22 protein-coding genes, 2 pseudogenes and 1 riboswitch are annotated in these 25,721 nt (G+C 63.5%); of the genes and pseudogenes, 18 read left to right on the forward strand and 6 right to left on the reverse strand.

The genetic code is table 11. The features are described 5' to 3' along the window. Positions 1-12: 12 nt before the first annotated feature. From VSR34_RS04890 to dbpA, 3 genes are all read right to left on the reverse strand, one after another. Positions 13-738 (reverse strand): DUF3348 domain-containing protein, encoded by a 726-nt coding sequence (locus tag VSR34_RS04890; protein WP_028210344.1) that lies wholly within the window; start codon positions 736-738, stop codon positions 13-15. A gap of 150 nt (positions 739-888) precedes the next feature. Then, positions 889-1,539, reverse strand: a complete 651-nt coding sequence (locus tag VSR34_RS04895) for a DsbA family oxidoreductase (protein WP_028210343.1) — start codon at positions 1,537-1,539, stop codon at positions 889-891. Between the two features lie 83 nt (positions 1,540-1,622). Further along, on the reverse strand, positions 1,623-3,029 hold the full coding sequence (dbpA, locus tag VSR34_RS04900) for an ATP-dependent RNA helicase DbpA (RefSeq protein ID WP_028210342.1): 1,407 nt from the start codon (positions 3,027-3,029) through the stop codon (positions 1,623-1,625). Between the two features lie 245 nt (positions 3,030-3,274). Between dbpA and VSR34_RS04905 the strand changes: the two are divergent. The 4 genes and pseudogenes from VSR34_RS04905 to VSR34_RS04920 form a co-directional block, all read left to right on the forward strand. Further along, a pseudogene (locus tag VSR34_RS04905) lies at positions 3,275-3,553 on the forward strand (type II toxin-antitoxin system ChpB family toxin); the annotation flags it as partial. Between the two features lie 571 nt (positions 3,554-4,124). Continuing rightward, positions 4,125-5,279, forward strand: a complete 1,155-nt coding sequence (locus tag VSR34_RS04910; protein ID WP_028210341.1) for a porin — start codon at positions 4,125-4,127, stop codon at positions 5,277-5,279. A 351-nt stretch (positions 5,280-5,630) separates the two neighbouring features. Further along, positions 5,631-6,503, forward strand: a complete 873-nt coding sequence (locus VSR34_RS04915; protein WP_342962112.1) for a MoaF C-terminal domain-containing protein — start codon at positions 5,631-5,633, stop codon at positions 6,501-6,503. Then, positions 6,500-7,306: an SDR family oxidoreductase gene (locus VSR34_RS04920; protein WP_342962005.1), complete on the forward strand. Its 807-nt coding sequence runs from the start codon at positions 6,500-6,502 to the stop codon at positions 7,304-7,306. Before VSR34_RS04915 ends, VSR34_RS04920 begins: the two co-directional genes overlap by 4 nt. Before the next feature lie 43 nt (positions 7,307-7,349). Here VSR34_RS04920 and VSR34_RS04925 read toward each other — a convergent pair whose 3' ends face one another. After that, positions 7,350-8,141, reverse strand: coding sequence for an SDR family oxidoreductase (locus VSR34_RS04925; RefSeq protein WP_342962006.1), 792 nt, complete (start codon positions 8,139-8,141; stop codon positions 7,350-7,352). A 188-nt stretch (positions 8,142-8,329) separates the two neighbouring features. Here VSR34_RS04925 and VSR34_RS04930 point away from each other — a divergent pair, with 188 nt between their 5' ends. The 7 genes from VSR34_RS04930 (at position 8,330) to VSR34_RS04960 (ending at position 16,649) form a co-directional block, all read left to right on the forward strand. Continuing rightward, positions 8,330-9,022, forward strand: coding sequence for a response regulator transcription factor (locus VSR34_RS04930; protein WP_342962007.1), 693 nt, complete (start codon positions 8,330-8,332; stop codon positions 9,020-9,022). Between the two features lie 205 nt (positions 9,023-9,227). Further along, positions 9,228-10,676 (forward strand): APC family permease, encoded by a 1,449-nt coding sequence (locus VSR34_RS04935; protein ID WP_342962008.1) that lies wholly within the window; start codon positions 9,228-9,230, stop codon positions 10,674-10,676. A 67-nt stretch (positions 10,677-10,743) separates the two neighbouring features. Next, complete coding sequence (locus tag VSR34_RS04940) at positions 10,744-11,955, forward strand: porin (protein WP_342962009.1); 1,212 nt, start codon at positions 10,744-10,746, stop codon at positions 11,953-11,955. Positions 11,956-12,319: 364 nt separating this feature from the next. Continuing rightward, the gene (locus VSR34_RS04945) at positions 12,320-13,621 is read left to right on the forward strand and encodes an FAD-binding oxidoreductase (protein WP_028210334.1); all 1,302 of its coding nucleotides are present in this window, start codon (positions 12,320-12,322) and stop codon (positions 13,619-13,621) included. A gap of 41 nt (positions 13,622-13,662) precedes the next feature. Next, positions 13,663-14,031 carry a cupin domain-containing protein gene (locus tag VSR34_RS04950; RefSeq protein WP_028210333.1) on the forward strand — a complete coding sequence of 123 codons (369 nt, stop codon included), beginning with the start codon at positions 13,663-13,665 and terminating at the stop codon, positions 14,029-14,031. A 64-nt stretch (positions 14,032-14,095) separates the two neighbouring features. Next, positions 14,096-15,595 (forward strand): aldehyde dehydrogenase family protein, encoded by a 1,500-nt coding sequence (locus VSR34_RS04955; protein ID WP_028210332.1) that lies wholly within the window; start codon positions 14,096-14,098, stop codon positions 15,593-15,595. A gap of 115 nt (positions 15,596-15,710) precedes the next feature. Next, complete coding sequence (locus tag VSR34_RS04960; RefSeq protein ID WP_028210331.1) at positions 15,711-16,649, forward strand: helix-turn-helix domain-containing protein; 939 nt, start codon at positions 15,711-15,713, stop codon at positions 16,647-16,649. Between the two features lie 175 nt (positions 16,650-16,824). Here the strand turns inward: VSR34_RS04960 and VSR34_RS04965 are convergent, their stop codons facing one another. Further along, entirely contained in the window at positions 16,825-18,012 is a 1,188-nt protein-coding gene (locus tag VSR34_RS04965) for a porin (protein WP_028210330.1), read from the reverse strand. 314 nt (positions 18,013-18,326) lie between these two features. Further along, positions 18,327-18,588, reverse strand: a pseudogene (locus VSR34_RS04970) (pseudouridine-5'-phosphate glycosidase); the annotation flags it as partial. Between the two features lie 110 nt (positions 18,589-18,698). Between VSR34_RS04970 and VSR34_RS04975 the strand changes: the two are divergent. The 7 genes from VSR34_RS04975 to VSR34_RS05005 all read left to right on the forward strand — a co-directional run bounded on the left by VSR34_RS04975 (position 18,699) and on the right by VSR34_RS05005 (position 25,719). Then, entirely contained in the window at positions 18,699-19,433 is a 735-nt protein-coding gene (locus tag VSR34_RS04975) for an alpha/beta fold hydrolase (RefSeq protein ID WP_342962010.1), read from the forward strand. Beyond that, the gene (locus VSR34_RS04980) at positions 19,430-19,774 is read left to right on the forward strand and encodes a hypothetical protein (RefSeq protein WP_028210328.1); all 345 of its coding nucleotides are present in this window, start codon (positions 19,430-19,432) and stop codon (positions 19,772-19,774) included. Before VSR34_RS04975 ends, VSR34_RS04980 begins: the two co-directional genes overlap by 4 nt. Before the next feature lie 238 nt (positions 19,775-20,012). Next, positions 20,013-20,987, forward strand: a complete 975-nt coding sequence (locus VSR34_RS04985; protein ID WP_342962011.1) for a MurR/RpiR family transcriptional regulator — start codon at positions 20,013-20,015, stop codon at positions 20,985-20,987. A 55-nt stretch (positions 20,988-21,042) separates the two neighbouring features. Continuing rightward, positions 21,043-22,611, forward strand: a complete 1,569-nt coding sequence (locus tag VSR34_RS04990) for a peptide MFS transporter (protein WP_028210327.1) — start codon at positions 21,043-21,045, stop codon at positions 22,609-22,611. A gap of 22 nt (positions 22,612-22,633) precedes the next feature. Further along, positions 22,634-23,608, forward strand: coding sequence for an isoaspartyl peptidase/L-asparaginase (locus VSR34_RS04995; protein WP_028230388.1), 975 nt, complete (start codon positions 22,634-22,636; stop codon positions 23,606-23,608). A 472-nt stretch (positions 23,609-24,080) separates the two neighbouring features. Beyond that, a riboswitch (guanidine-I (ykkC/yxkD leader) is annotated at positions 24,081-24,227 on the forward strand. Positions 24,228-24,281: 54 nt separating this feature from the next. Next, positions 24,282-25,049 (forward strand): urea amidolyase associated protein UAAP1, encoded by a 768-nt coding sequence (locus VSR34_RS05000; RefSeq protein WP_028230389.1) that lies wholly within the window; start codon positions 24,282-24,284, stop codon positions 25,047-25,049. A 16-nt stretch (positions 25,050-25,065) separates the two neighbouring features. Continuing rightward, positions 25,066-25,719, forward strand: coding sequence for an urea amidolyase associated protein UAAP2 (locus tag VSR34_RS05005; RefSeq protein ID WP_028210324.1), 654 nt, complete (start codon positions 25,066-25,068; stop codon positions 25,717-25,719). Positions 25,720-25,721 lie beyond the last annotated feature (2 nt).

Consider the following 25,721-nt stretch of genomic DNA (forward strand, 5'->3'; position numbering starts at 1 on the left):
ATAGCGTTTGGGTTAGCGGGTGCGAAGGGCGGCAAGGAGCCCCTCCACCGGTTGAAACCGGATCTCAAGTTCGGCGAGCAACACGCTCTGCATATCCTTGCGAAAGTCTGCGAGCCAGGCGTGGGGCGCCGCGCTTTCTCCTGAGGATTCGACCTGCGCCGCGGCTGCCGCCGCGCGCAGACGCTCGAAATGCGTGCCCAGCAGCGCCGGCACCCCGGCGAGCAGGCTGCGCTCGCGGGCGCCGAGCGCCTGCTCCATCACGGCATCCACCGTGGCGAGGCGTGCGAGCGCGGGCGCGCGCGCGGCCAGCGCGGCACGCAGACGGACGCGCAGCGTGCCGATGTCCGTCTCCATGGCCTGCTGCAGGGCGAGGTAGCGCTGGCGGAAATCCGCGAAATCGGGTTCCACATCGGCTTGGGCCTGGGCGCTGGCGGCCGGTGTGCGCCGTCCGTCGCGGCGCGCGGACGCATCTTCGCCCACAATGGCCTTTCTCAGCGCCGCGCGCACGCGCTCGCTCTGGCTCTGCTCGGCGATGGCGCCCACGCGCGCCGCTGGCTCGCCGCCCGGCGCCTGAGCGCTGAGCGCCGTCGAAAGCGCGATCGCGTCCGTCCAGCCGAGCCACTGGCTCAGATGGTCCGAGATCGATTGACGGGATTCGGTCACCTCGGCGTCGCCGAAGCGGGCGAGTAAGCGAACGAGCGTCGGGCCGCTCAACGCGAGGCGTTGCGGGGCTAGCACTTTTTCACCTGGGTCACCTGGGCAAAAACCCGCTAGTTTACACGCCCGGGAGGGCGCGGCCGGGATCGGCGGTGTAACGGGCGCGAGAGCCGCGAGCGCAGGAGGCGTTCTCGCGGTCGCGAGGCCCCGCCGCGCGGGGCTTCAGCGGTTTCAGGCCCTGGCTTCCCCGGCCAGGATCTGCAGGATCGCCCGCTCGAACGTTTCGACGGGCTGGCCGCCGCTGATCAGATACTGCTCGTTGAAGATGATCCCGGGCACCGACTGGATGCCCGCGGCCTGGTACTCGTGCTCTTCGGCGCGCACCTCGTCGGCGTACCGGCCGCTCTCCAGCACCTCGCGCGCTTGTTGCGCGTCGAGCCCCACGGACTGCGCCGCCGCGACGAGCACCGTGTGATCGCTCGTGTCCTTGCCCTCGCCGTGATACGCGCGCAGCAGCGCGAGCTTGAGCGGCACCTGCTTGCCCTCGATGCCGGCCCAGTGCAGCAGGCGATGCGCGTCGAAGGTGTTGTAGATCCGCTCGCGCGGGCCGAACTCAAAGCCGACGCTCGCGCCGCGCTCGCGGATCATGGCGTGCGTCTGCTCGATCTGTTCGGGCGTACGGCCGTACTTCTTGCCGAGATAGTCGAGCACGGACTCACCGCCCGGACCCATCTGCGGGTTGAGCTCGAAGGGATGCACGACGATCTGCGCGTCGACGCGTTCGCTCAGACGTTCGAGCGCGAGATTGAGCGACGAGAGGCCGATTGCACACCACGGGCATGCGATGTCGGAGACGAAGTCGATTCTGATCGGTTGTTTCATGGCATTCCTGATACGGTTGAGCGGCGGCGCCACGCATCGAGACTGAGCAATTGCCGTGCGCGCTTCGCTGCGGTTTCGTCGGCTCATTCGTCCATCATGCGGGCCCGGACCTTCTTGCCCTTGACCTTGCCCGCGTTGAGCTTGCGCAGCGCGTCGCGCGCGATGCTGCGCTCCACGGCCACGTAGGTCGAGAAGTCGGTCACGTTGATCTTGCCGATCTGCGTGCCGCTGAAGCCCGCTTCGCCGGTGAGCGCGCCCAGCACGTCGCCGGGGCGGATCTTGTCCTTCTTGCCGCCGAGGATCTGTAGCGTCTCCATGGGCGGCAGCAGCGGCTCGTTGCTGGCGGCCTTGAGTTCCGCGAGGGGACGCCATTCGACTTCGCGCTTGAGCGCCTGCTCGATGCCGCCCACGCGGCCCATCTCGTCCATGCTCGCGAGGCTGAGCGCCCAGCCGTCCTGATCGGCGCGGCCCGTGCGGCCGATGCGGTGCACGTACACTTCCGGGTCGGGCGTGACGTCCACGTTGATCACGGCTTCGAGCTGCGCGATGTCGAGGCCGCGCGCGGCCACGTCGGTGGCGACGAGCACCGAGCAGCTGCGGTTCGCGAACTGGATCAGCACCTGGTCGCGCTCGCGCTGGTCGAGCTCGCCGTGCAGCGCGAGCGCGTGGAAGCCCTGCGCGCGCAGCACGTCGAGCAGATCGCGGCATTGCTGCTTCGTGTTGCAGAACGCGAGCGTGCTCACGGGGCGATAGTGATTGAGCAGCATGCCCACGGCGTGCAGGCGCTCGTCCTCCGTCACTTCGTAGAAGCGCTGGCGGATCTTGCTGTCGTCGTGGTGCTCTTCGAGCTTCACTTCCTTCGGATTGCGAAGGAACTGCTGGCTCAGCTTCGCGATGCCCTCGGGGTAGGTCGCCGAAAAGAGCAGGGTTTGGCGCTCCTTGGGGCACTGGCGCGCCACGGTGGCGATGTCGTCGAAGAAGCCCATGTCGAGCATGCGGTCGGCTTCGTCGAGCACGAGCGTGTTGAGCGCGCCGAGCGCGAGATTGCCGCGCTCCAGATGATCCATGATGCGGCCCGGCGTGCCCACGACGATGTGGGCGCCATGTTCGAGGCTCGCGGCCTGCGGGCGCATGGGCGTGCCGCCGCACAGCGTGAGCACCTTGATGTTCTCCTCGGCGCGCGCGAGGCGGCGGATTTCCTGCGCGACCTGGTCGGCCAGCTCGCGCGTGGGGCAGAGGATCATGGCTTGCACGTCCTGGCGGCGCGCGTCGAGACGCGAGAGCAAAGCGAGCGAGAAGGCAGCGGTCTTGCCGCTGCCGGTTTTCGCCTGGGCGATGAGGTCGTGGCCCGCGAAAGCGATGGGCAGGCTCGCCGCCTGGATCGGCGTCATGTCGACGTAGCCGAGCCGGGTGAGGTTCTCGAGCATGGCGGGTGCGAGCGGCAGTTCGCTGAAGGGCGTGGCGGGCGTTGCAGTGGCTTTGTTTGTCATGACGGGGTCTCGCGCCGGACGGGGTGAGGGCGACGCGGCCGTTCGGTAGAAGTGGCGTCGATGCGGGTGATGCGGGCGCGGTGAATGCGCGCGTTGGGGATTTTAACGGATGCGGGCGATTGCGCCCGCGCGCGTGTTCGCGCGAGGGGGATGGCGTTGCGGTTGATAGTATCCCCGCCACGGTTAGGGAAACTCCGTGCGCCGGCCAGGATGCAAGGCACGTAGATCCATTGTAGAAACAACCGCAGCAAGGCGATTTTCGTCCTGCGCTCGTGCTCTCTCCCGCCGCGTTCAACGCCCTGGGTTTGGCGCTCGTCGCCCCGATCACCCAAGGCGACGAATTTGCCCGCTTTGCGGGCTTCGCGGTGCCACTCGCGGGTTCGGGAACGCAGACGCAGGGCGTAGCGCTCGTGAACATGGTGCGCATGCTCGACCTGGAAGGGCGCGGCGCGCGCAAGATCGAACGCGCGCCCGTTGAAGTAGTCGAGGACGCACTTGCGCGGCTTCAGACGATCATTGACTAGGGAAAACAGCACACGAAATGTGCTGAAGCCGATGAATATCTAAAAGCGCTTATCAGCAAGCCACAAAGCCGGTCGATGATTAGGGTTACGGTGCGCGCAGGCAACCACATCCCGAGCGAGTCCATCGGAATTACTTCATGCTTCGGCGCAGTATGGATACCGCGTCGTTCATTTGACGATTACTCGCAATAATGAATTTCGCGTAAAGAAATAATTCGCGCGCGCGATTCGACAATAGCCCACATAAAAAGTTTCATCGATCGAAAAACGATCGACTGTTTGAAATCCCCGGTAATTAAACCGATTTACACAATAATCGAATCTATGCCTGCAGGCGTCGCGTGATTGCCACACAGCGTATTCGTGCCGATCACCGCATTACCCCATATTTCCCATGCCGTACAACCACTTACGGCATATCAATCCGATATTTCCAGATTTCGCAAATAACTGTTACAGCCCTTGCTGGCCCGATTTAATCTGTTTGCCACGTAGACTTCCGCCGGGATTGCGGGGGTGGCTCCAATACCCGGAGCCGCTTTAGCGCGGTCTGAATGTCATAAGGAAAGTCATGAAGAATACTTTGATTATCGCGGGCGTCCTCGGCGCATTCGCAGCCTCGGCTCATGCACAAAGCAGCGTTACGCTCTACGGCGCGCTGGATGCGGGTATCGTCTACGCGAACAATGCAGGCGGCCACGCCGCATGGAACCAGGGTAGCGGCACCGTTGGCGACACGTACTTCGGCCTGAAGGGCAGCGAAGACCTCGGCAATGGCCTGCATGCGATCTTCACGTTGGAAAACGGCTTCAACCTCAACAACGGCAAGTACACCGAGAACGGCACGATGTTCAACCGTCAGGCGTTCGTCGGTCTGCAAAGCAATCAGTTCGGTACGCTGACGCTCGGCCGCCAGTACGACTCGATGGTCGACTACCTCGGCCAGTTCTCGGAAGCAGGCCAAGGCTACGGCAACAATCTCGCCGCTCACCCGTTCGACAACGACAACCTCGACCACTCGTTCTCGATCAAGAACTCGGTCAAGTACCAGAGCGTCAACTACCAGGGCTTCAAGTTCGGCGGCCTGTACGGCTTCAGCAACGACGCCGGCCAGTTCGCGAACAACCGCGCATGGAGCGTTGGCGCCTCGTACGGCAACGGCCCGCTGAACTTCGCGGCTGCCTACCTGCAGATGAACAACACGCGCAGCGGCAACACGAACGGCGCGACTTCGGCATCGAACGGCAACAACTTCAACCTCTCGGCTGAAACCCAACGCACGTTCGGCGCAGGCGTGAACTACAACTACGGTCCGGCGACGGTCGGCTTCGTGTGGACGCACACGCAGTACCAGAACCTGATCGCCGGCGGCCAGGGCGGCAACACGTTCTCGATCCCGACGGGCTCGAACCTTCGCCTCGACAACTTCGAGCTGAACGGCGCGTACGCGCTCACGCCGGCTCTCGCGCTGAACGCGTCGTACACGTACACGGACGGCAAGGCCACGGGTTCGAACGGCGGCGGCGATCCGAAGTGGCACACCGTTTCGCTGACGGCTGACTACTCGCTCTCGAAGCGCACCGACGTCTACGCAGGCGCCGTGTACCAGCACGCTTCTGGCCAGCTCGGCAACCTCGGCACGAACGTCGCAATGATCAACACGCTGTCGCCTTCGACCACGCAGAACCAGGTCGCCGGAACGGTGGGTCTGCGTCACCGCTTCTAAGCATCCTTTGCTCGCTCCCTGTCGGAGCGACGAAGCGTGCGGACCCGATCGGCCGGTCGGGTTCCGCGCTTCACGCGGGCCAGTCCCGCAGTTTCAATTGCTTTCTACCTGAAGCACGACCGGTTCGCGGTGCGTTGCGCGCTCATGAGGTGCGCAACGCCTGCGAACCGGTTTTTTTTGGTTCTTCGCAGCGGCGTTGCGACGTCGTTACGCAGCCACGGCGCGCGGCTTGTCATCCTTCTGGTCGATGCCGTGCACGAGGCCATCTGCATAGAGTGAGGGTCGCGCCGCCTTCGCCACGGGCAACGGGTTCGGCGCACCCGTTCGACGAGCCAGCCAGGAGCCCAGCCCATCATGTCGCAACCCGTATTCATCCAGGTCGGCGCGCTTGCCGAAGGATTCGCCCCCGCGAGCCACATTCTTCAACCCGTGAACGATCTCGAAGGGCGCACTTTCGCGCTGCATTTCGACGACGGCGGCGCTGACACGCTGCATTTCGCGCTCGCGCAGAGCGTCGAAGTCGAACGCACGCTCAGAGGGGCGACGATGCCGGCGCAGCCGCGCGAACGGCATCCGTGCCGCGTGACGTCGGTGCGCGACGGCATTTATCTGGTCGACTATCTCGGCGCCGACGAGCGCCTGTGCGACGACGAAGGCAAGCTGCGCCCGGCCGCCACCAGCTACGTGCTCGACATACGCCGGCACCTTTGCACGGCTGTAACAGGCACGCTGCCGAGTGAAGCGGAAACCCATATCGACGCCTTCACGCGTGTACAACGCGGTCTGGAGCTCACGGGCGTGCAGGCGCGGCTTCGTCACGGCCGCATCGGCGCGCGAGGCACGCCGTCCGCATCGCAAGCGCCGTTGCATGCCCCGACGCGCGAACTCATCGGCATGCGTAATCTCTACGCTTATAGCGCGACCGAGTGCTACGAACACATTTATCTCAACGACAACTTCTACGCGTGGCAATGTCTCTCGGGCGTCGAAGCAGGGCTCGCCGACGTGGACCGCTGTCATATGATCGGCATCGACACGCAGCTCTACCTGTTCGTGTGGCGCGAGAAGATCGTGCCTACGCTCGGCGTGGTGATGATCGATCTCGAACGCATGAAGACCGATGGCAAGATATTCGGCTACCAGGGCAGCCGCTTCGATGCGCTCTCGAACTTTCCGGTCGGCGCGCATGCCCAGGTGCTCAACGTGACGCGCTATCCGTCATGACCGGCGCAACGTCGTACTCGCACGATTTCGAAGGCAAGACGGTGCTCGTGACAGGCGGCGCGCAGGGCATCGGGCGCGGCATCGCCCTGGCGTTCGTGCGGTGCGGCGCGAGCGTCGCGCTCGCCGATCTTCAGGCGAATGTCGCGTGCGACTGGCTCGCGCTCGAATGCGCTCGCGACGAACCAGAAGGGCCGACGTATCGCGTCTATGAAGTGGATCTTGCGAGGCGCGAGGAAGCCGTAGACCTGATCAGGCGCGTCGAGGCCGACTTCGGCCGGCTCGACGTGCTCGTGCACAATGCGGCGTATTTTCCGCTCACGCCGTTCGACGCCATCACGCCCGCTATCCTCGAGCGCACGCTGGCCGTCAATCTGTGCGCGGCTTTCTGGCTCACGCAGGCCGCCACGCCCGCGTTCGTGCGCCAGGGCGGCGGCCGGGTGCTCGTGACGTCGTCGGTGACGGGGCCGCGCGTGGCGTACCCGGGGCTCGCGCACTACGCGGCGTCCAAAGCCGGCGTCAACGGCTTTATCCGCGCGGCGGCGCTCGAGCTGGCGCCGCTCGGGGTCACGGTGAATGGCGTCGAGCCCGGCATGATCCGCACGCCTGCCATGGAGAACCTCGGCGACGCCGCGTTGTGCGGGCACATTGCCCGCGCGGTGCCGCTCGGGCGTCTTGGCGAGCCGCGCGATATCGCTGGCGCGATGCTCTACCTCGCGTCGGAGCATGCCGCCTATGTAACGGGCCAGACGATCGTGGTGGATGGCGGCGCGACGCTGCCCGAAGCGTCCGCTGCGTTCGCGTGACGGTACGTGGCTTCGAGGCGGCCGCAAGCCGCACTGAGGCGACTCACAGGCGGCCGAAGGCGAGCGTCGGCACGTCGACGATCGAGGAGCCGCCGTCCGCGACGATCGCGGCCCCGGTCACGATCGATGCGGCAGGCGACGCGAGGAACGCGCACACGGCGGCAATTTCGTCGGCGCTCGCGGCGCGCCGCAACGGCACATCGGCGCAGACGCGCGCATAGGCTTCGTCGAGCGTATCGCCGTAGCGTGCGATGAGGGGCTGCATTTCCTCGTCGGCCATCGGCGTTCGCACCCAGCCGGGGCAGACGGCATTCACGCGCACGCCATGTGGGCCATAGTCGCGCGCCAGCGAGCGCGTCAGGCCGAGCAGGGCATGCTTGGCCGTGGTGTAGCCGCACACATCCGGGCCGGCCGCGAGCGATGCGATCGAGGCGACCAGCACGATCGCGCCGCGGCACGCGATCAATTGCGGCAGGCACGCGCGCGCGCTGACGAACGCGGTGTCGAGGTTCGTGCGCATCGCGGCGGCCCATGCCGTGTCGGCGGTTTCGGTCGCGCGGCCCGCGCCGAGGCCGCCTGCGCATGCGATCAACGCGCTGATGCCGCCATCCAGTTCTGCCGTGATGCGCGTCCAGTCGGCGGCGCTCGCAGCGTCGCCTTCGAGGACGAGGCCGCCAGTCTCGGCTGCGACGCGCTCGAGCGGCGCACGCCTGCGGCCGACCAGCGCGACGCGTGCGCCCTGGGCGGCGAAGCGCCGCGCACACGCTTCACCGATACCGGTGCCGGCTCCCGTAATGACGACGTGGCCCAAGCCGGCCGCGGAGGGGTAGTTCATGGGGCGCTCCTGGGGGTGTCGATGAACATGGGGCGAGCATAGGCAATGCGCGCGCAGCGGCCTATCGAGCAAAAGGATGACAAGGCGCGCCGCCTCCGTCGCGCGCCGTTTGCCGAATAGCGCTCACGCCGTGCGAACGCTCGTGCGTAGCATCGAACGTCTGTCGCGCGGGAACAGGAGGACCGGTCATGCAGAGCAATACGCAAGGCAATGCAGCGCTCGAGGCGGCGGTCGCCACGATCGCGGGACTCTTGCGGCCCGGCGCGGTGGTTTTCTATCGCATCGGCGCGGATCATGCACCGTCGGGGTTCGAGCTGTTCGGGCTCGCGGAGTCGATGCATCGAACCTGGCTGCAACGCTATTGCGCGCTCGATCCCATGCATCCTTCGCGCAGCGTGCAGCAGCGCGGCAACGTGCTCACGCTCGACGGCGAGCTGCCCGCAGCGCTGCGTGAAGCTTCGGCCTACTGGCTGCACTTTCTGAAGCCTTACAGGGTGGTCGACGTCATGGAAGTGCTGCTGCGCGAAGAGGGTCGTGCGGCCGCGGCATTCTCGCTGCTGCGCTTCGCGCCCGACGCGCCCTTCAGTGCCTGCGATATCGAGCGCATGCACGTACTCCAGCCGCTGCTCGAAGTCGCGTTGGCAGCCACATGGGGCAGCGAGCCCGCCATGCACGCGCCGCGGCACGGAACGAGCCTCGCGCCGTGCCTCACGCATCGCGAGGAACAGATTGCCCGGCTGGTACGCAAGGGCCTTTCCAACAAGGCGATCGCGCGCGAGCTCGACCTTTCGCCGCCGACGGTGAAGACCCATCTGCTGCGGATGTTCCGTAAGCTGGGCGTGTCGAGCCGCACCGAACTGGTCGGTGCGTTGTTCCTGTAAAGGCATACTTCGGCTTCGCGCCTCGGCGCGTGTCTCCGCACAAACCCTGGCTTTTCCGCTTTACCCGCGCGGGTTGCCAATTTGTGCTGCCGGACTTCATTTTTGGCCTCCTACATTGCGTCTCAGCGGCGTGATGTCGCACACGCCTTCGGCGTAGGGCAGCAGCCTCAACGGACACAAGAGCGGCTTAATGGAGAGAGCGCGAATGAACGTCATAGCGGAACCAGCATCCTCGACCGAGCTGCGCAAAGGCGCACTCGGGTTGGGTTTTATCGTCTTTTTCGTGATCTCCGCAGCCGGCCCGCTGGTGGCGATCGCGGGTGGCTTTCCGCTCGGCATCATGCTGGGCAATGGCGCCGGCACACCCGCGCTCCTGATCGCGACGGTCGCAATCCTCCTGATGTTTGCGTCCGGCTATACGGCCATGTCCCGTCACATCACCAATGCGGGCGGCTTTTACGCGTTCACGGCGCGAGGTTTGGGCGGCACGGCGGGCGGGGCCGCCGCATTGCTGGCGCTGCTCGGCTACAACACGATGCAGATCGGTCTGTATGGCATGTTCGGCGCGGTCTCAGCGGGCTTTCTCAGCATGCATCTGGGTATCGACGTGCCGTGGTGGACGTGTTCGCTCGCTGCGATGGCGAGCATTGCCTTGCTGGGCTATCGTCAGATCGATCTCTCCGCGAAGGTGCTCTCGTTGCTGGTCATGGGCGAATACGTGGTCGTGCTGATTCTAGACCTGGCCATTCTGAAAGCGGGCGGCGCACACGGTATCGACACGGTTTCCTTCAGGCCGCATGTGTTCATGGCCGGATCGCCCGCAATCGGTTTTCTGTTCTGCTTTGCGAGCTTCATTGGCTTCGAGGCCACGACGATCTATAGCGAAGAAGCAAAAGACCCGAAGCGAACCGTGCCGCTGGCGACGTATATTTCCGTACTCCTGATCGGTGCCTTTTATGCATTTTCGGTCTGGTGCATGATCATCGGCGCGGGTAGCACTGACGTAGTGAAGACGCTCACGGCACTCTCCGACCCCACGACCTTCCTTTATTCGCTCTCGAGCCGCTACGCCAACGCAACGCTCACCGACGCGATGAGTGTGCTCTTCATCACGAGTGTGTACGCCGGTTTGCTGGCCTTCCATAATTCCGCGGCGCGATATTTTTACGCAACGGGCCGCGAAGGTCTGCTGCCTGCCCGGCTCGGCCGCACCCACCCGGTGCATAGCAGCCCGCACGCGGGATCGGTGATGCAGACTGCGCTCGCTGCGGCTGTCGTCCTGTTCTTTATCGTCGCCAGGGCCGATCCCGTGCTGACGCTCTTCTCCTGGCTCACGAACGTCGCGACGTTGTGCATCATCGCGCTGATGGCCTTGTCTTCGGCAGCGGTCATGGCGTTCTTCAGCCGGCAGCCGGCGAGGGAGGAGAGCACCCTGCGCGTTGGGTTCCTCCCGCTTGTCTCCGGTGTTGCGCTGGGCGCGGTACTGGTTCTGGCCATCGTCAATTTCCCGACGCTCACGGGAGCGGGTCCGCTGCTTTCCTACTCCCTCACGGCGCTGCTGCCCATATTTGCCGTGCTTGGCGTGGTTGCGGCCTCCCGTCTGAAACGACGCGACCCGCGGGCGTTCGCGCAACTCGGCAGCTCGAAGCTCTGATTCACACGTCCGCCTGGGGGGCGCCGGCGCGCGCACCCAGGCGACGCCAACCAACTACAAAACGACCATGAAACGCGAAATCTCCATCAATTCATTAGTGATACTAACCGCTGGAGTATGCGGCAGTGCGTATGCACAAAGCAGCGTAACGCTTTATGGAACTGTCGACGCCGGTGTGATCTATTCGACCAACCAGCAGGTGACGCATGCGGACGGCTCGGTGAGCGGCGGTCATGCGGTTCAGATGAGCGGCGGCAATCTCGTGCCGTCGCGTTGGGGGCTGATGGGCTCCGAAGACCTGGGCGGCGGTGTCAAAGCGACGTTCGCCCTCGAAAATCAGTTCCTGACCGGGACGGGCGCCATGCTGCAAAGCGGTGCGCTATTCAGCCGGCAAGCGTGGGTAGGTCTGGGCGATGAACGCTTCGGCACGCTCACCGCGGGTCGCCAATACGATTCCTATTCGGATTTCCTCGGCGTGTACGCATCGAGCAATAGCTGGGCAACGCTGTACGGCGCCCATATCGGCGATGTCGACAATCTCAACGAGGCCTTCAACTTCAACAACGCGCTCAAATTCACGAGCGCGAACTTTGGCGGATTCACGTTCGGGGGAACGTTCAGTTTCGGCGGACAGGCGGGGGATTTCGCGGCGAAGCGTGGTTACGCGCTTGCCGCTGCATACAATCAGGGCCCGTTTTCGCTCAGTGCCGGCTATCTGTCGTTGAACCAGCCTTTAGACGCAGCCCTTGGCGGGAAAACCGGCTACATCGGCGACTTCGCCTGCAGTAACGCGGCCGCGCAGTATTGCCAGCTGCAGAATGCGCAATCGCTGAAGGCATGGGGCGTGGGCGGATCGGTCGCGATCGACAAGCTCACGCTTGCGCTGGTGTATACGCACACGCGCCTTGAGGATAGCCAGTATTTCGCCAGCGCGACGAACCCGGTCGGCTCCGATGTTTCTTTCGATATCGCCGAACTGAACGCCGTCTACAACCTGAGTCCCGAGTGGACGTTAGGCGCGGCATACCTCTTCAACAATGCGAAAGTGAGCGGCGGGAGTTCGACACGCTTCCACCAGATCAATCTTGGCGCCAACTACGCACTGTCGAAAAGGACGGCACTGTACATGGTGGCCATTGCCCAGAAGTCATCGGGCGCGGGCCTCGGCGTCGACCCGGCTACCGGCGCCAATACGAACTACGCGCAGATCCCCAATCTCGTGAACAGCAATTCCGACCGGCAGCTGGCCGTGATGGCTGGTGTGCGCGTGAACTTCTAGGCGGAGTGGTTTGTGTATGTGCCGCCCGCCAAGGCGGGGCGGTCGCCGCGTCGGGCCGGGCAGGGTGCTCTTCCGGCGTTAGCCCAGGTCGCGGCGCGATGATGACCTTTGCATCAGGTGATGTGCCCCTTCGGACCGCAGGTATCCGCACTATCCCTAAGCCCTCCATTGCTTGCCGATCTGTGCTGACGGTCGCCATTTCCGGACGCTTAAAGTACTTCGAGCGTTCGCGATAGCGGCGGCAGGCACTGAGGGAGACTCAGCCTCGGCGCGACGATCATGGAACGGTGGGAGCAGACGCCGGGCTGGTCCGGTTGATCAATGAAATGCGTTCTGACGCGACAACGCGCGAGCGGGAAATACGATGCACACTGACGAAACGGCTACGTACTACACGGCCACGAAGAAATACGAGCTGAGCTTTCCTTCACTGGAAAACGATATCGAAGCCGACGTTGTCATCATCGGGGGCGGCTTTTCAGGCATCCACACCGCGCTCGAACTGGCCGAGCACGGCGTGACGAACACGGTGGTGCTCGAAGCGCGTTATCTCGGCTTTGGCGGGACCGGCCGCAATGGCGGGCAGGTGATGGCAGGCATCGGTCACGACCTCGACGCCATCAAGAAGGACGTGGGCGAAGACGGTCTGCGCACCATCTTCGCGCTCAGCGATCTGGGGCCGCAGATCATGCGCGAACGCATCAAGCGCTATAACATCGACGCCGATTTTTGCAGCGGTTACGGCTATCTTGCCTACAACGCGCGTCAAGCGAAAACGCTGCGCAGCTGGGAAAAGGATTTCAAGTCACTTGGCAGTTCGTATGAAATTCGCTATGTCGAGGGCGCGGACGTCAAGCAGATCATCGGCTCGGACGTCTATCACGCAGGCCTTCTCCATATGGGCGGCGGCCACGTTCACTCGTTGAACCTGCTGCTCGGCGAAGCCAGGGCCGCGTCGGAAATCTATGGCGTGCGCATCTTCGAGTACAGTCCCGCGCTGCAGATCACCTATGGCGGCACGGTACACGTGCGCACCGCGAAGGGCAGCGTCAAGGCGAAAAAAATCGTTTGGGCGTGCGACGGGTTCAACAACAACGTCGAGCCGGAACTGCACAAAAGCACGATCAACGTCTACGCGTTCAACTCGATGACCGAGCCCCTGAGCGACGAACTGATCGAGCGAATCAGCCCGATTCGTGGCGCTTACAGCGACATCCGGCCCGTCATCAATTATTACCGCGTCACGAACGAGAACCGGTTGCTGTTCGGCTCCTCCACGTCGCTCGTCGAGCACATTCCCGCCGACCTGAAAGCGTGGAACCGGAAGCTGATGCTCGAAGTGTTCCCTTATCTGCAGGACGTGAAGATCGATCTGGCGTGGGGCGGCCCGATGGCCTCGACGCTCAATCTGTTCCCCCAGATCGGCACGCTGCCCGACCGGCCCAATGCGTTCTTCGTGCAAGGCTATTCGGGATTCGGCGTCACGCCGAGCCAGATCATTTGCAAGATTCTCACGGAAGGCATTCTCGGCGGATCGGACCGTTACCGCCTGGTCAGCTCGATCCCGCGCGCCACGATACGCGGCAAGGATCAATATCGCGCGCTGCTGGTCACGCTGGGCAAAGTGATGCACCAGAGCTCGGGCTACTGGCACGGCCGCCGGTGAACGAGAGCCGCAACCCATTTATTGAAAAGGAGTCGTTGAACATGAGTCTTGGCGCAATTCAACAGGGCATCAAAATTTCGGAACTCGATGCATGGGGCAAGCTGAGCGACCTCGGTGCGCAAATCCTGGAGGGGGGTGACATCGCTGCATTCGGCAAGATGACGCATGGCGCGCCGACCGATCCCATTTCTGCGGCCTACTTCGGCACGACGAAGGGTAAGTTCCGCCTCGTGTATCCGTTCTCGGAGCAGGCCACCGTGGTCGATGGCCAGATTCGCATCACGGACGAATCGACGGGCGAAACGCGCACGTTCACGGCCGGCGATTCGTGGTTCGTGACCAAGGGGACGTCGACCGTTTGGGAAGTGCTATCGGAAGGCTTCGTCAAGCACTACCTCGCATTCGCGTGAGGCCCGCCAGGCTGCGTTCAAACCGATACACGGGCTTCGGCCCCTCTCTTGGTGCAAGCAAACAATGACGAATCCCGCCACGCAAGCGGCACGAGCCGCCTTCAAGCAGTTTCTCGACCGCGACCTCGGTCTCTTCGTCAATGGCGGCCCTCAGCGCGCGCACTCAGGGCGCTGGCTCGACGTATTCAATCCCGCTACGGGCGAGCCAATTGCGCGCGTGCCGGACGCGGACAGCGTTGACGTGGACCGTGCTGTCGCGAGCGCGCATGAAGCATTCGAACAGCGTCGCTGGAGCGGCCTGCGCCCCGCCGACCGCGAGCGCATCCTGCTGCAGCTTGCCGACGTACTCGAACGGCACGGCGAAGAACTCGCCCAGCTCGAAACCTTGAATCAGGGGAAATCGATCAACGTTGCGCGCGCAATCGAAGTCGGGGCGACCGTGGAGTACGTGCGGTACATGGCCGGCTGGGCGACGAAAATTCACGGCGAAACGCTCGATGTGTCGATTCCGTTTCCGCCTGGCGCGAAATACACGGCATTCACGCGCAAGGAGCCGGTTGGCGTGGTGGCCGGTATCGTGCCATGGAATTTTCCGTTGATGATCGCGGTGTGGAAGCTGATTCCGGCGCTCGCCGCGGGCTGCACGGTGGTCATCAAGCCGTCGCCGGAAACGCCGCTCACGGCGCTGCGCCTGGCCGAACTGGCCATCGAGGCGGGCATTCCGCCTGGCGTATTCAACGTCGTGACAGGCGGGCGGGAATGCGGCGCCGCGCTTGCCGCGCATCCCCGCATCGCGAAGATTTCCTTTACGGGTTCGACGCCTACCGGGAAGCTGGTTGGCGCGGCGGCGCTGCAGAACCTCACCCGCTTCTCGCTCGAACTGGGCGGAAAGAATCCGGCGGTGATGCTGGCCGACGTGGACGTCGACCAGGCCATTCAGGGCGTGCTGGCTGGCGGCTTTCTCAATCAAGGGCAGGTTTGCGCGGCGGTGTCGCGCGTGTACGTGCATCGCAGCCAATATCGCAGGATTGCCGATGGCCTCGCCGACATTGCGCTGCAGATGAAAATCGGGCCCGGCTGCGACCCGGACGCGCAGATCAATCCGCTCGTGTCGGCGGCGCATCGCGAGCGGGTGGAGCGTCACATCGCGGTCGCGAAGGAAGCGGGTCTTCGCTTTCTCGCAGGCGGCGCGGCCGTAGAGGGGCCTGGCTTTTACGTGCGTCCGACCGTGATTGCCGACGTGCCGCCCGATGCAGCGATCATTCGCGACGAGGTTTTCGGTCCGGTGATCGCGCTAGTTCCGTTCGACGATCCTCAAGATGCGCTGCGGCTCGCCAACGCGTCGCCTTATGGCCTCGCGGCGAGCTTGTGGACCAACGATCTGCGCGCCGCCATGAACATGGTGCGGGAGATCGATGCGGGCACAGTATGGGTGAACGCTCATGTACCGCTCGATCCGAACATGCCGTTCGGCGGTATGAAGCAGTCCGGCATGGGCCGCGAGTTCGGCAAGGGTGCCGTCGAGAGCTTCACGGAGACGAAATCCATCTGTATCGCGCACTGATTCTTCCGCACTGGCCCTCCCTGGCGTTTATTTAGAACTAAAATGTCGAACGAGCGCTGGCTTTCAGTATGCTCAAGCGCTGATGGGCACGAGGTAAGCCTGTGGGAGAGTGGCGATGGAATTCAGGGTCCGGGCAACGTCCGATGTGCATGATCATTCGTTCGCGGTGAACGGCTGGGAGCAGGTGTATAACCAGCTCACGCCGGGGCGTTTCGAGAGTGTCGTCATGCAGGCCCAGGCGCCCGGTTTCCTGTTTTTTCGCGAGTCGACGAACCGGCGGGTCGCGCAAGCGGGCATCGCACCGCGTGGGCTCTCTTCGTTGGCGCTGCCGCTCCAACGCCCCGTTTCCGGGACGTTCCAGGGGTGCCGCCTCGATGGCTACGCCCTCTGGTTGCTGGGGTCCGGGGAGGAGTTTCGCTTCTATACGCCGGAGACGATGCATTATCTCGGCGTCAGCATCCCCACCAGCGACCTGCATGCACTCGCGGCAGCAGTGCTGGGCGAGAAGGCGCTGCCGCTGCTCGAGCGCAGCGTGGTGCCGGTGCCGACCGAGGAGGGCGAACGGGTTAGCGCCGAACTTTCCCGATTCCTCGATGCATTCCAGCGGCAACCCGCTGCTTTCGAGAATCCCGCTGCGGGCAAGCGGTTTCGTGACGAAATCATGAGCATGCTGCTGGAACTCTTCAATCCCCATCACGCCGACAAGCGCGACGTAACGCACGCGACCTACGCCGAAATCGTTCGGCGCAGCGAGCGCATCCTTCAGGATCGCCTGGAGGAACCGCAGACGGTCCTCGACCTGTGCGTGGCGCTGCGTTGCAGCCGTCGTACCTTGCAGACGAGTTTTCAGCGCGTTGCCAACGTGACTCCCATCGAATACTTACGCTCCGTGCGTTTGAACGGCGTGCGCCGCCTGTTGCGTTCGACCAGCCAGGACGAGCTCATGGTGGGGGATGCAGCTGCCCGATGGGGCTTTACGCACCCTAGCTATTTCGCGCGCGAGTACCGCGATCTGTTCGGCGAATTGCCGTCCCAGACGCCTCGCAAAGGTTGAACGCCTCGCGACGCCTTTCCACCTGAAGCACGACCGGTTCGCGGTGCGTTGCGCGCTCATGAGGAAAAACACCCCAAAGATTGGATCAATGTCCAACTTTTGGGGTGCAAATTACTAGCCGGGCTTTTCTTTGCCGGGGTAATGCATTCACTACCCCAGGCATCTGAACCGGCGATCAGAAGCTGTGGTACATGCCAACGTTGGCTTTCCACTGGGTGCCGCCCGATGCGGTGGCGCCGCTGTCAGCAGCCGAAGCGAAAGCGCCCTGAGCATGGACGTAGGCGCCCATGGCGTACACCGAGGTGCTCTTCGACAGCGAGTACGTAGCACCCAGCGACGCCTGGTTGATCGAAGCCATCGTGCGGCCTTCAGCGGCTTGCGCAGGTGCGGCTGCCGAACCGTAGACGTACGTGTAGCCAGCAGCCAGCGACAGTGCCGCGTTCGCCTGGTATTGCAGAAGGGCGCCCATCACGTTGAAGTGAATCGAGTCCTGGCCAACGGCGCCGTTGCCTTGGTACTGAGCGTTCGAGTAACGCAGGCCAGCCGTGAACTGGCCGAACTGGTATTGGCCTGCAACTTGAGCGATGCCTGCTTTCTTGAACGCAATGCCTTGGTTGTAACCCGAGCTCGCGTAGCCCAGCGCAGTACCGAACGACGGTTGTGCCGTTGCGTTACCCCAGAAGCCGTCCTGGCTATCAGCGCGGAAGTAGCCGCCAGCGACCGTCAGACCACCTTGAGCGTAGTCAGCAGCCACCGACCACGATTGATTCTGGCCCATAGAACCGGCAACGCCACCGAACGAGTACGCGCCTTCAGCCTGGAAGCCGCCGATGACCGGCGTGATGTACTTCACGGCGTTGTTTTGGTTCGTCGTGTTGTCGTTGTTGTCCACGTCGCCCGGGGTCGAGAATGCGAGTGCCGAAATGCAGTCGCCCGTCAGGCATTGAACCATTTCAGTCACGGCGTCGAGCTGGCGACCGAAACGCACGGTACCGTACTGGTCCGAAGCGAGGCCTACGTAGGCCTGGCGGTTGAACAGCGAACGCGTCTCCGCCCCAGCGGCGTTGAAGGCAATGGGGCCCTGGCCGCCGATTTTACCGGTACCGATGCTGTAACCATTTTCGATCTTGAAGACTGCCTTGAGGCCGCCGCCGAGATCTTCCTGACCCTTCATGCCCCACTTGTTCGAACCGGAGGCACCGCCTTCCATCGCGACCAACGACTTGCCACCGACGTTCGACGTGTAGCCGATACTCGAGTCGAGCATGCCGTACAGGGTGACCGACGACTGTGCCATTGCTGCCGAAGATGCTGCGAAAGCGGCAACAGCGATAACGCTTGCCTTGATTTTGCTGTGTTTCATCTGTATTTCAGTTCCCTGAGTGTCTTTTGGATTGTTTATGTGTTGTTGCGCGCTGGAGGATAAGGGACCCCCTGCAACTCAAGGAAACGAAAAAAAAAGCTGTCGCAAAAACGTAACAAAGGGCGCAATGTCTTGTGCGGCCGGCGCTTGATGGACTATTCCGTCCGAGGCCGGCAACGCCGAATGGGCGACCGCTTTCCGGCTGCCGCTGACGTTTGAATGTCAGGCCGAACCATCCTGTGACTGACGCTTCATGGCCGACTGCGGTGCTCCACGCAGCCGGTAGAAGCCGGCCAAGGCCTTCCGTGTGGAAGTGCGCGGGCCAGCAGCCTCTCCAGTTCGTCGTTGGAAAGACCGATGCGAATTCGCCCTCCGATCAGTGCGATCGTCGCGGGGTCGGCGCCCGGATCAGGGACCAACGCTTCCACTTCGCGCGCGGTGCAAACGTTCTCCGGATAGGGCATGCCGTGAGCGATGATGGTCGACTCCAGCGCGACAACCGGGCGGCTGCCGGCGATCCTTGTAGCGGCGACAGGGGGGCTGAACGCCAAAGGAATGTGCGAGGTCTGCAACCATGTCCCTGGATCTTCGGGTATCTTGAACTTGAGTATGCGGCATCGGAGCGCTTCACGGCTCGTTGCCGGACGGGCTTCGTGCTGTGATCTGACGTTTTGACAGGCGTTGCCATGTGGCAGGAACGTTTTATCTACTTTCCTGAGAAGGCTGCAATCGAGGACGTGGTATCCGATCGACTGGCGGCCTGGCCGGCTATGGAATCGTTCCGAGGCCTTGTCGCCGAACCGGCCGGAACCGTGCGCGGCACGGCCATTGTCTTTCATGGAAATGCGGGGCATGCGGGACACCGTGCCTTCTATGGCGAGGCGCTTAACCGGCTGGGGCTTCGCGTGATCCTCGCCGAATATCCGGGTTACGGGCCACGCGAGGGCTCGCCAGATGAAGAAGGGCTGGTCGCCGATGCGCGAGAGACCATCGAGCTTGCGCATCGTTTCTACGGCGCCCCGGTGCTGCTCATCGGGGAATCGCTCGGGGCCGGCGTGGTTGCTGCAGCCGGCTCGCGCGAACCCGACAAGATTGCCGGCCTGCTGCTCATCACGCCATGGGACAGGCTCGAGCACGTCGCCGCTTTCCACTACCCATGGGCGCCGGTGAAGTGGCTGGTGCATGGCCGATACGACAGCGTGGCCCACCTGGCTGCGTTCGGCCGCCCGGTTTTCGTCATGGTTGCCGAACGGGACACCATCGTCCCGGCACGTTTGGGCGAAGCGCTTTGCAACGCGTTGAACGGTCCGAAACAAGTGAAGATCGTGGAGGCGGCTGAGCACAACGACTGGATTGGCCGCGTCGACGCTAGTTGGTGGCGAGAGGCAATCGGTTTCCTGCTTACACCTTCCCGATCATGAAATCCCGCTCCGTCCCGCCCCAGTGTGAACGCTTCTATGTCCTCGATGCGAAGAACAGGCCTGTCGAAGTGTTCGATCGCAGCGAGTGGTCGCGCTGGATGGCCGAAAACGAATTGATCTTTCGCCGCACGCTGCTCGAGGAGTCCGGCGTGACGGTCACGACGCGCTTTCGCGGTGTGGCCGACACGCGGACTGGGGAGTCCGCGCTCTTCGTGACGCGCATCGCCGGAATGGCGGTTCAAGATGACAACGAGAGCTATGGCGCAAGCACGCTCGGTGAAGCGCTCGAGTGCCACGAACGTATCGTGCAGAAGATCCTTCGGATGTTGACCGGGCAGTGAGCGGTGCGGAGATTTACCGCTGAAGGCCTGCCGCTTTCGAGTGTGCATCCGTCGCCTGTTCCGACACGGGAGCGCGGACCCCGAGGTCCCCGAGGGTCCCCGGTAGTCAGACGAATCGCACCCTCGTTGTCTCCCGCAGCGCAGTGAATAAAATTTTTCTCGTTTTCACCATCTTGAAAATTTAAATTCACATGGTCATACTACACGCGTACCTTGACCAGGACGACTCATTCCTCCCGTGAGCAAAACCGAATTCCCCGGTGTGATCGAGCGCATTCACTATGCATCCGCCACCGCGTCGGCGGCGTTGAAGCCCGTCGCGCGATGGCTTGCCTCGCATTCGCTCGACGCCGCGACGCTCACGATCGAAGAAGTCGCGCAAGCGTGCGGCGGCTCCGCTGCCAGCGTCAACCGGTTTGCCAGGCACGCCGGATATCGCGGGTTTTCGGAGCTGAAGGCGGAACTCGCCGCAGTCGTGCGGCAAGCGTTGCAACCGGTGGAGAAACTGGAAGCGCCGACGGCCCAGCAAGGTATCGGCGCATGGCTGGCAGATCATCAACGCAACCTTGTCGCGATGGATTCGTCGTTGCAACAGGAGCGACTGGCCCAGACGGTGACGCGTATCGTTGCGAGCCACTCTGTGTATTGTCTCGGGCTCGGTTTGAGCACCTGGTTGACCGGACTATTGGCGGACACGCTGATGCCATATCACCGGCGCGTCGTATGGGCCGCTGCTGGAGGCGGCAGCGAGCAAGCCGCACGACACATGGCGCACATTGGCACAGGCGACACGTTGATCGCGATCTCGCTGCCCCGCTATTCGCGCGACACGGTCGAGCTTGCGCGATTTGCCCGCGAACGCGGCGCTTTCGTCGTCGCCCTGACCGACAACCCGACCGCGCCGCTCGCCGCGACGGCCGACGCGGTGTTGCTGGCTCCGGCTGAACATCGGGTGCTGTCGTCGAGTGCGGTGGCCATGGTGGCGCTCATCGAAACATTGACATCGGAAGTGCTGAAAGCAACACCGGAGACAAAAGCAATGGCGGCCACTTTGTCACAAACGGTGTTGCCGTACCTCGTGTTCGACACCACACCGTCGACGCAGGCTAAAGCCGAAGCGGGCACGAGGCGCAGCAGCAAGAGCAGGGGCATTAGCCGAACGGGCGGCGATGGCAGTGCTGGGGTGCCTCGCAGGGTTCGCAACCGATCGTGACGCCGCGACGGTCACCTTCAATTGTCTCAGCAGGTCGAGAAGCAGAGGAGACACCATGAACACAACCTCCGATAGCGCTGCCGGCTCATCGGTCCAGCAGCTCAGGGACACGACGGGACTTGCAGGGCATCCGCGCGGGCTCACCACGCTGTTCTTCACCGAGATGTGGGAGCGATTCAGCTTCTACGGCATGAGAGCCATTCTCGTGCTGTACATGGTTGCGGCCCCGGGGCTTGGCGGCCTTGGTTACGACACGCCCCATGCGACGGCGATCTATGGCACGTATTCGATGGCCGCGTTTCTGCTCGCGCTTCCCGGCGGCATCATCGCCGACCAGTGGCTCGGCACGCGTCGAGCGGTGCTGATCGGCGGCATCATCATCGCATGCGGCCACTTCACCATGGCCATTCCTGCGGTCCCGACGTTCTTCGCCGGGCTCGTGCTTGTCGCATGCGGGACGGGTCTGCTCAAGCCGAATGTGAGCGCACTCGTGGGCGGCCTCTACTCACAGGATGACGAGCGCCGCGACAGCGGATTTTCGATCTTCTACATGGGCATCAACATCGGCGCATTCCTCGCGCCGCTCGTCTGCGGCTTTCTTGCGGAAGCTGAGCCGTTCAGGAAGTTGCTTCGCTCATTCGGTATCGATCCGGTCAATAGCTGGCACTTCGGTTTTGCAGCCGCAGGCGTCGGCATGTTGATCGGGCTCATCGTTTTCTGGCGGCAAAGAGGCCGTCTCGCGCATGTCGGCAACCGGAACGTGGCAAAGCCTGTAGAGGCGACACAGAAGCCGCAAGGTGGTCTGCTGCGGACGTCGGTCTATATCGCGCTCGGCGTGTTCACCGTCATTGGCACGTTGCTCGCCGGAAGCAACTGGCAGAACGTGCTTCCTTTCCTGCTGGCCTTCGATGCGCTCGTTATCGTTGTGATGATGGGGATGCAGGAACAACTGACACGCGCCGAGTGGAAGCGCCTCGCCGTGATGGGCATCTATTTCGTCGTGACGATTGCTTTCTGGTCCGCATATGAACAGAAAGGCTCGAGCCTGAGTCTCTTTGCCAAGGATATGGTGCAGCGAAATCTCGGCAGCTTCCTCGTACCGGCAGCCTGGTTCCAGTCGCTGACCGCACTGTACGTGATCCTGCTCGCCCCGGTGTTCGCGGCGCTCTGGGCATGGCTCGGGCCCCGGCAACCCTCGAGCCTCGCGAAGCTCGCCCTGGCGCCGCTGTTGATCGGCATTGGCTACGCCGGGTTTGCGATCATGGCCTCGTCGCTCTATGTCGGCGCCAGGGTCAATCCGCTCTGGCTTGCCGGTCTGTTCCTGTTCGAAGTGTTTGGCGAACTCTGCCTGAGCCCTGTCGGCTTGAACCTCGTTACGAAGCTCGCACCCGTGAAGCTCGTTGGATTGATGATGGGACTCTGGTTCTTCGGTAGCTCGTTCGGGTACAAGCTCGCTGGTTACTTTGCGGGCTTTTACATGCCCGTCCCGGCACGGTTGACATTGCTCTATGGGGGCATCGCCGCAGGGCTCATCGCCGTTTCGGCCCTGCTGTTCCTCATGATGCCGATGATGAGAAAGCTCGTTGGGGAAGAGCCGGCCCAGGCGGCGACTCACGCGCATTGATCCGATACGTAGGAGGAGTGAAATGGCACAGTACGTCCTGGCAATCCACGGCGGCGCCGGAACGCTGCAGCGCGGCGTCATGTCGGCGGAACAGGAAGCCGCTCATCGGGCAGCACTCGAAGAAGCGCTCGAGGCAGGCCATCAGGTTCTAAAAGGCGGTGGATCGAGCGTCGAGGCCGTCGTCGCCGCCGTTGTCGCGTTGGAGAATTGCCCGCTTTTCAACGCAGGGCGCGGCTCCGTATTCACGCATGCGGGCACGCACGAAATGGACGCGGCCATCATGGAAGGCCATACGGGGCGCGCAGGCGCGGTGGCTGGCGTGTCCCGCATCAAGAATCCGGTCGTTGCGGCACAGCGCGTGATGGATCGCTCAACGCACGTGTTGCTCTCGGGAGCGGGGGCTGAGCAATTCGCCGCCGACGAAGGTCTGGCTCTCGAGAGCCCCGAATACTTCTACACCGACTTTCGCTGGCAGCAGTTGCTCGCCGTGCGCGACACCGGACGCGAATTGCTTGATCACGACGGCACGGCACTGCTTCGCAAACAAGATCCTGGCGACGCGAGCGGACTCATCAATGGCGAGCACAAGTTCGGCACGGTCGGTGCGGTCGCGCTCGATGCAATGGGGCATCTGGCAGCGGCGACCTCCACCGGTGGCTTGACGAACAAGCGCCACGGGCGAATCGGCGATTCCCCGCTGATCGGATGCGGCACGTTTGCGGACGCACGCGTAGCCGTGTCCACGACGGGAACGGGAGAAGCGTTTATCCGCGCTGTCGCGGCTCATGACGTCGCAGCGCGAATGAAGTACGGTCACGCAACAGTCGATGAGGCTGCGCGCGCGGTCGTGAGCGAGGCGATCCCGCAGCAACGCGGCACGGGAGGGCTCATTGCCGTCGATGTCGAGGGGCATGTTTCGATGCCGTTCAACACCGAAGGCATGTATCGCGGCGTTGTTCAGAGCGATGGCAAGCGGTACATCGATATCTATCGGTAGCTGACGGCCTTCGCCTGGGAGCCTTCGGATGAAATCGGTGCACTTGCGATAGCCATAGTCGGGGCAACGAGCCTGCACACTGGCGGAATTTCGTGAGCTGACGCCTCGCAAAGGTTGAACACCTGGCGGGCGTAAGCCTCGCGACGCCCTATCCACCTGAAGCACGACCGGTTCGCGGTGCGTTGCGCGCTCATGAGGTGCGCAACGCCTGCGAACCGGTTTTGTTTTATGGCGCCTGCGCGTGAATTTGCACGCAGATAGTGCCGCCGCATTGCTTTGGGGCAGTGCGCGCCCCATCGGCGGGCGGGGCCGGGCGTGGCCGCAGGCACTCGCCGCCTGTTCGACGGTGCCCGCAGTTGCGTATGCGGTGAGCGTCTACACGCTGCTCTTCGCCTCGAATCGAGGGGGCATGCACCTGCTGGCACGGATCTCGCTCAATGTCGTGCCGAGAGGTGCGAAGCAATTTGCATCATCTTAGGATCGCTAGGGTTCCGGTCGGTGCAACGCATGAGTCCATGCCGCGCGTTCGATGCCTGGTCCGAGAGCAATCCGGTCTCGTCCACCACCTTGTCCGCAAGGCGGCGATGAGGCTCCACGGAGGGATAAAAGCCCGGGAGGTCGCGATGTCGTTCGGTCGCCCTCTCACGTCCTATCCCTTCGCAAAGGAGCCTCCATGCCGTCCAGCTTCGCTTCAGCTACCGCGCAGCCTGATCTTCCACACGTCGATGTGCTTTGGGAAACCGTGATTCCCGCGGGCACGCACTGGTCGGGCATCCTGCGCCGCGGCCTCGCGCTGCGCGTGATCGACCTCGAAGGCGGCGCGAATCTCGCCGCCGTGTTTCATCGCCAGGAAGATCTGCTCGAACGCTACAACATGGCCGATACGCTCAAGGCGCAGCACACGGCCCATCTCACGCGCGGCCACGTGCTCTACACCGACATGGGCCGCGTGATTGCCTCGATCACGGCCGATACGCTCGGCTGGCACGATCCGCTCGGCGGCGTCGGCGACGCGGCACTGTTTGCACGCAAGTACGGCGAAAAGCGCTACCAGGCGCATCGCAACGAGATGATCCGCAACGGGCGCGACAGCCTCGTGCTCGAACTCGCCAAGTACGGCCTCGGCGCGCGCGATCTCGTGGCCAACGTGAACTTCTTCAGCAAGGTCGCCGTGGGGGAGGACGGTGCGCTCGAATTCGTGCCGCGCCACTCGCGCGCGGGCGCGGCGTTCGACCTGCGCTTCGAAATGAACACGCTCGCCGCGTTCTCGACGGCGCCGCATCCGCTCGATCCGCACGCTCAATACGCGCCGAAGCCCGTGAAGCTCGTCGCCTGGCGCGCCTATGCGGCCGACGCCTGCGCGCCTGCCGACGATCCGTGCCGCACGGCCTGCGCCGAGAACGAGCGCGGCTTCGTCAACACCGACCGTCTGTTCGCCTGAGCGCAAGGGAGCCGTCATGCCGATCATCGAAAGCGCGCTCGACGAGCGCAACGCACACACCGACTTCACCTTGCCCGCGGGCGAGCCGTGGCTGCACGACATGAAGCGTGGCGAGACGCTGCGCATCGTCGATCTCGAAGGCAACCAGGCCGTGGACACGCTCTTCTACAGCAGCGCCGACCCCACGGAGCGATATAGCGCGCAGGACACCATCCGCGCACAGCGCAACCTCTATCTGAGCGCGGGCAGCGTGCTCATGTCGAACCGTGGCGCGCCGCTCCTTACCATCGTCGCCGACACGTGCGGCCGTCATGACACGCTGGGCGGCGCCTGCGCGGCCGAGAGCAACACGGTGCGCTACGCGCTCGAAAAGCGCCATATGCACAGCTGCCGCGACAGCTACCTCAACGCGCTCGCGCACTGCACCTGCGGCGTCGGCGCACTGCTCGGCAAGCGCGACATCGTCAGCAACATCAACTTCTTCATGAACGTGCCCGTTACGCCGCTTGGCAAGCTCACGTTCGAAGACGGCATCTCCGCGCCGGGCAAATACGTCGAAGTGCGCGCGGAACAGGACGTGACGGTGCTGATTTCGAACTGCCCGCAGCTGAACAATCCCTGCAACGGTTACAACCCGACGCCCGTGCGTCTGCTCGTCTGGGGGGCATGACG

The sequence above is a fragment of the Paraburkholderia sp. JHI2823 genome, assembly GCF_038900695.1.
In the GTDB taxonomy this organism is placed as follows: domain Bacteria; phylum Pseudomonadota; class Gammaproteobacteria; order Burkholderiales; family Burkholderiaceae; genus Paraburkholderia; species Paraburkholderia mimosarum.

Bases quoted from the DNA above. Each gene is read 5' to 3' on its own strand.
- VSR34_RS04895 (WP_028210343.1), bottom strand. From the start codon at position 1,539: ATGAAACAACCGATCAGAATCGACTTCGTCTCCGACATCGCATGCCCG.
- dbpA (WP_028210342.1), bottom strand. From the start codon at position 3,029: ATGACAAACAAAGCCACTGCAACGCCCGCCACGCCCTTCAGCGAACTG.
- VSR34_RS04910 (WP_028210341.1), top strand. From the start codon at position 4,125: ATGAAGAATACTTTGATTATCGCGGGCGTCCTCGGCGCATTCGCAGCC.
- VSR34_RS04920 (WP_342962005.1), top strand. From the start codon at position 6,500: ATGACCGGCGCAACGTCGTACTCGCACGATTTCGAAGGCAAGACGGTG.
- VSR34_RS04925 (WP_342962006.1), bottom strand. From the start codon at position 8,141: ATGAACTACCCCTCCGCGGCCGGCTTGGGCCACGTCGTCATTACGGGA.
- VSR34_RS04930 (WP_342962007.1), top strand. From the start codon at position 8,330: ATGCAGAGCAATACGCAAGGCAATGCAGCGCTCGAGGCGGCGGTCGCC.
- VSR34_RS04935 (WP_342962008.1), top strand. From the start codon at position 9,228: ATGAACGTCATAGCGGAACCAGCATCCTCGACCGAGCTGCGCAAAGGC.
- VSR34_RS04940 (WP_342962009.1), top strand. From the start codon at position 10,744: ATGAAACGCGAAATCTCCATCAATTCATTAGTGATACTAACCGCTGGA.
- VSR34_RS04945 (WP_028210334.1), top strand. From the start codon at position 12,320: ATGCACACTGACGAAACGGCTACGTACTACACGGCCACGAAGAAATAC.
- VSR34_RS04950 (WP_028210333.1), top strand. From the start codon at position 13,663: ATGAGTCTTGGCGCAATTCAACAGGGCATCAAAATTTCGGAACTCGAT.
- VSR34_RS04955 (WP_028210332.1), top strand. From the start codon at position 14,096: ATGACGAATCCCGCCACGCAAGCGGCACGAGCCGCCTTCAAGCAGTTT.
- VSR34_RS04960 (WP_028210331.1), top strand. From the start codon at position 15,711: ATGGAATTCAGGGTCCGGGCAACGTCCGATGTGCATGATCATTCGTTC.
- VSR34_RS04965 (WP_028210330.1), bottom strand. From the start codon at position 18,012: ATGAAACACAGCAAAATCAAGGCAAGCGTTATCGCTGTTGCCGCTTTC.
- VSR34_RS04975 (WP_342962010.1), top strand. From the start codon at position 18,699: ATGTGGCAGGAACGTTTTATCTACTTTCCTGAGAAGGCTGCAATCGAG.
- VSR34_RS04980 (WP_028210328.1), top strand. From the start codon at position 19,430: ATGAAATCCCGCTCCGTCCCGCCCCAGTGTGAACGCTTCTATGTCCTC.
- VSR34_RS04990 (WP_028210327.1), top strand. From the start codon at position 21,043: ATGAACACAACCTCCGATAGCGCTGCCGGCTCATCGGTCCAGCAGCTC.
- VSR34_RS04995 (WP_028230388.1), top strand. From the start codon at position 22,634: ATGGCACAGTACGTCCTGGCAATCCACGGCGGCGCCGGAACGCTGCAG.
- VSR34_RS05000 (WP_028230389.1), top strand. From the start codon at position 24,282: ATGCCGTCCAGCTTCGCTTCAGCTACCGCGCAGCCTGATCTTCCACAC.
- VSR34_RS05005 (WP_028210324.1), top strand. From the start codon at position 25,066: ATGCCGATCATCGAAAGCGCGCTCGACGAGCGCAACGCACACACCGAC.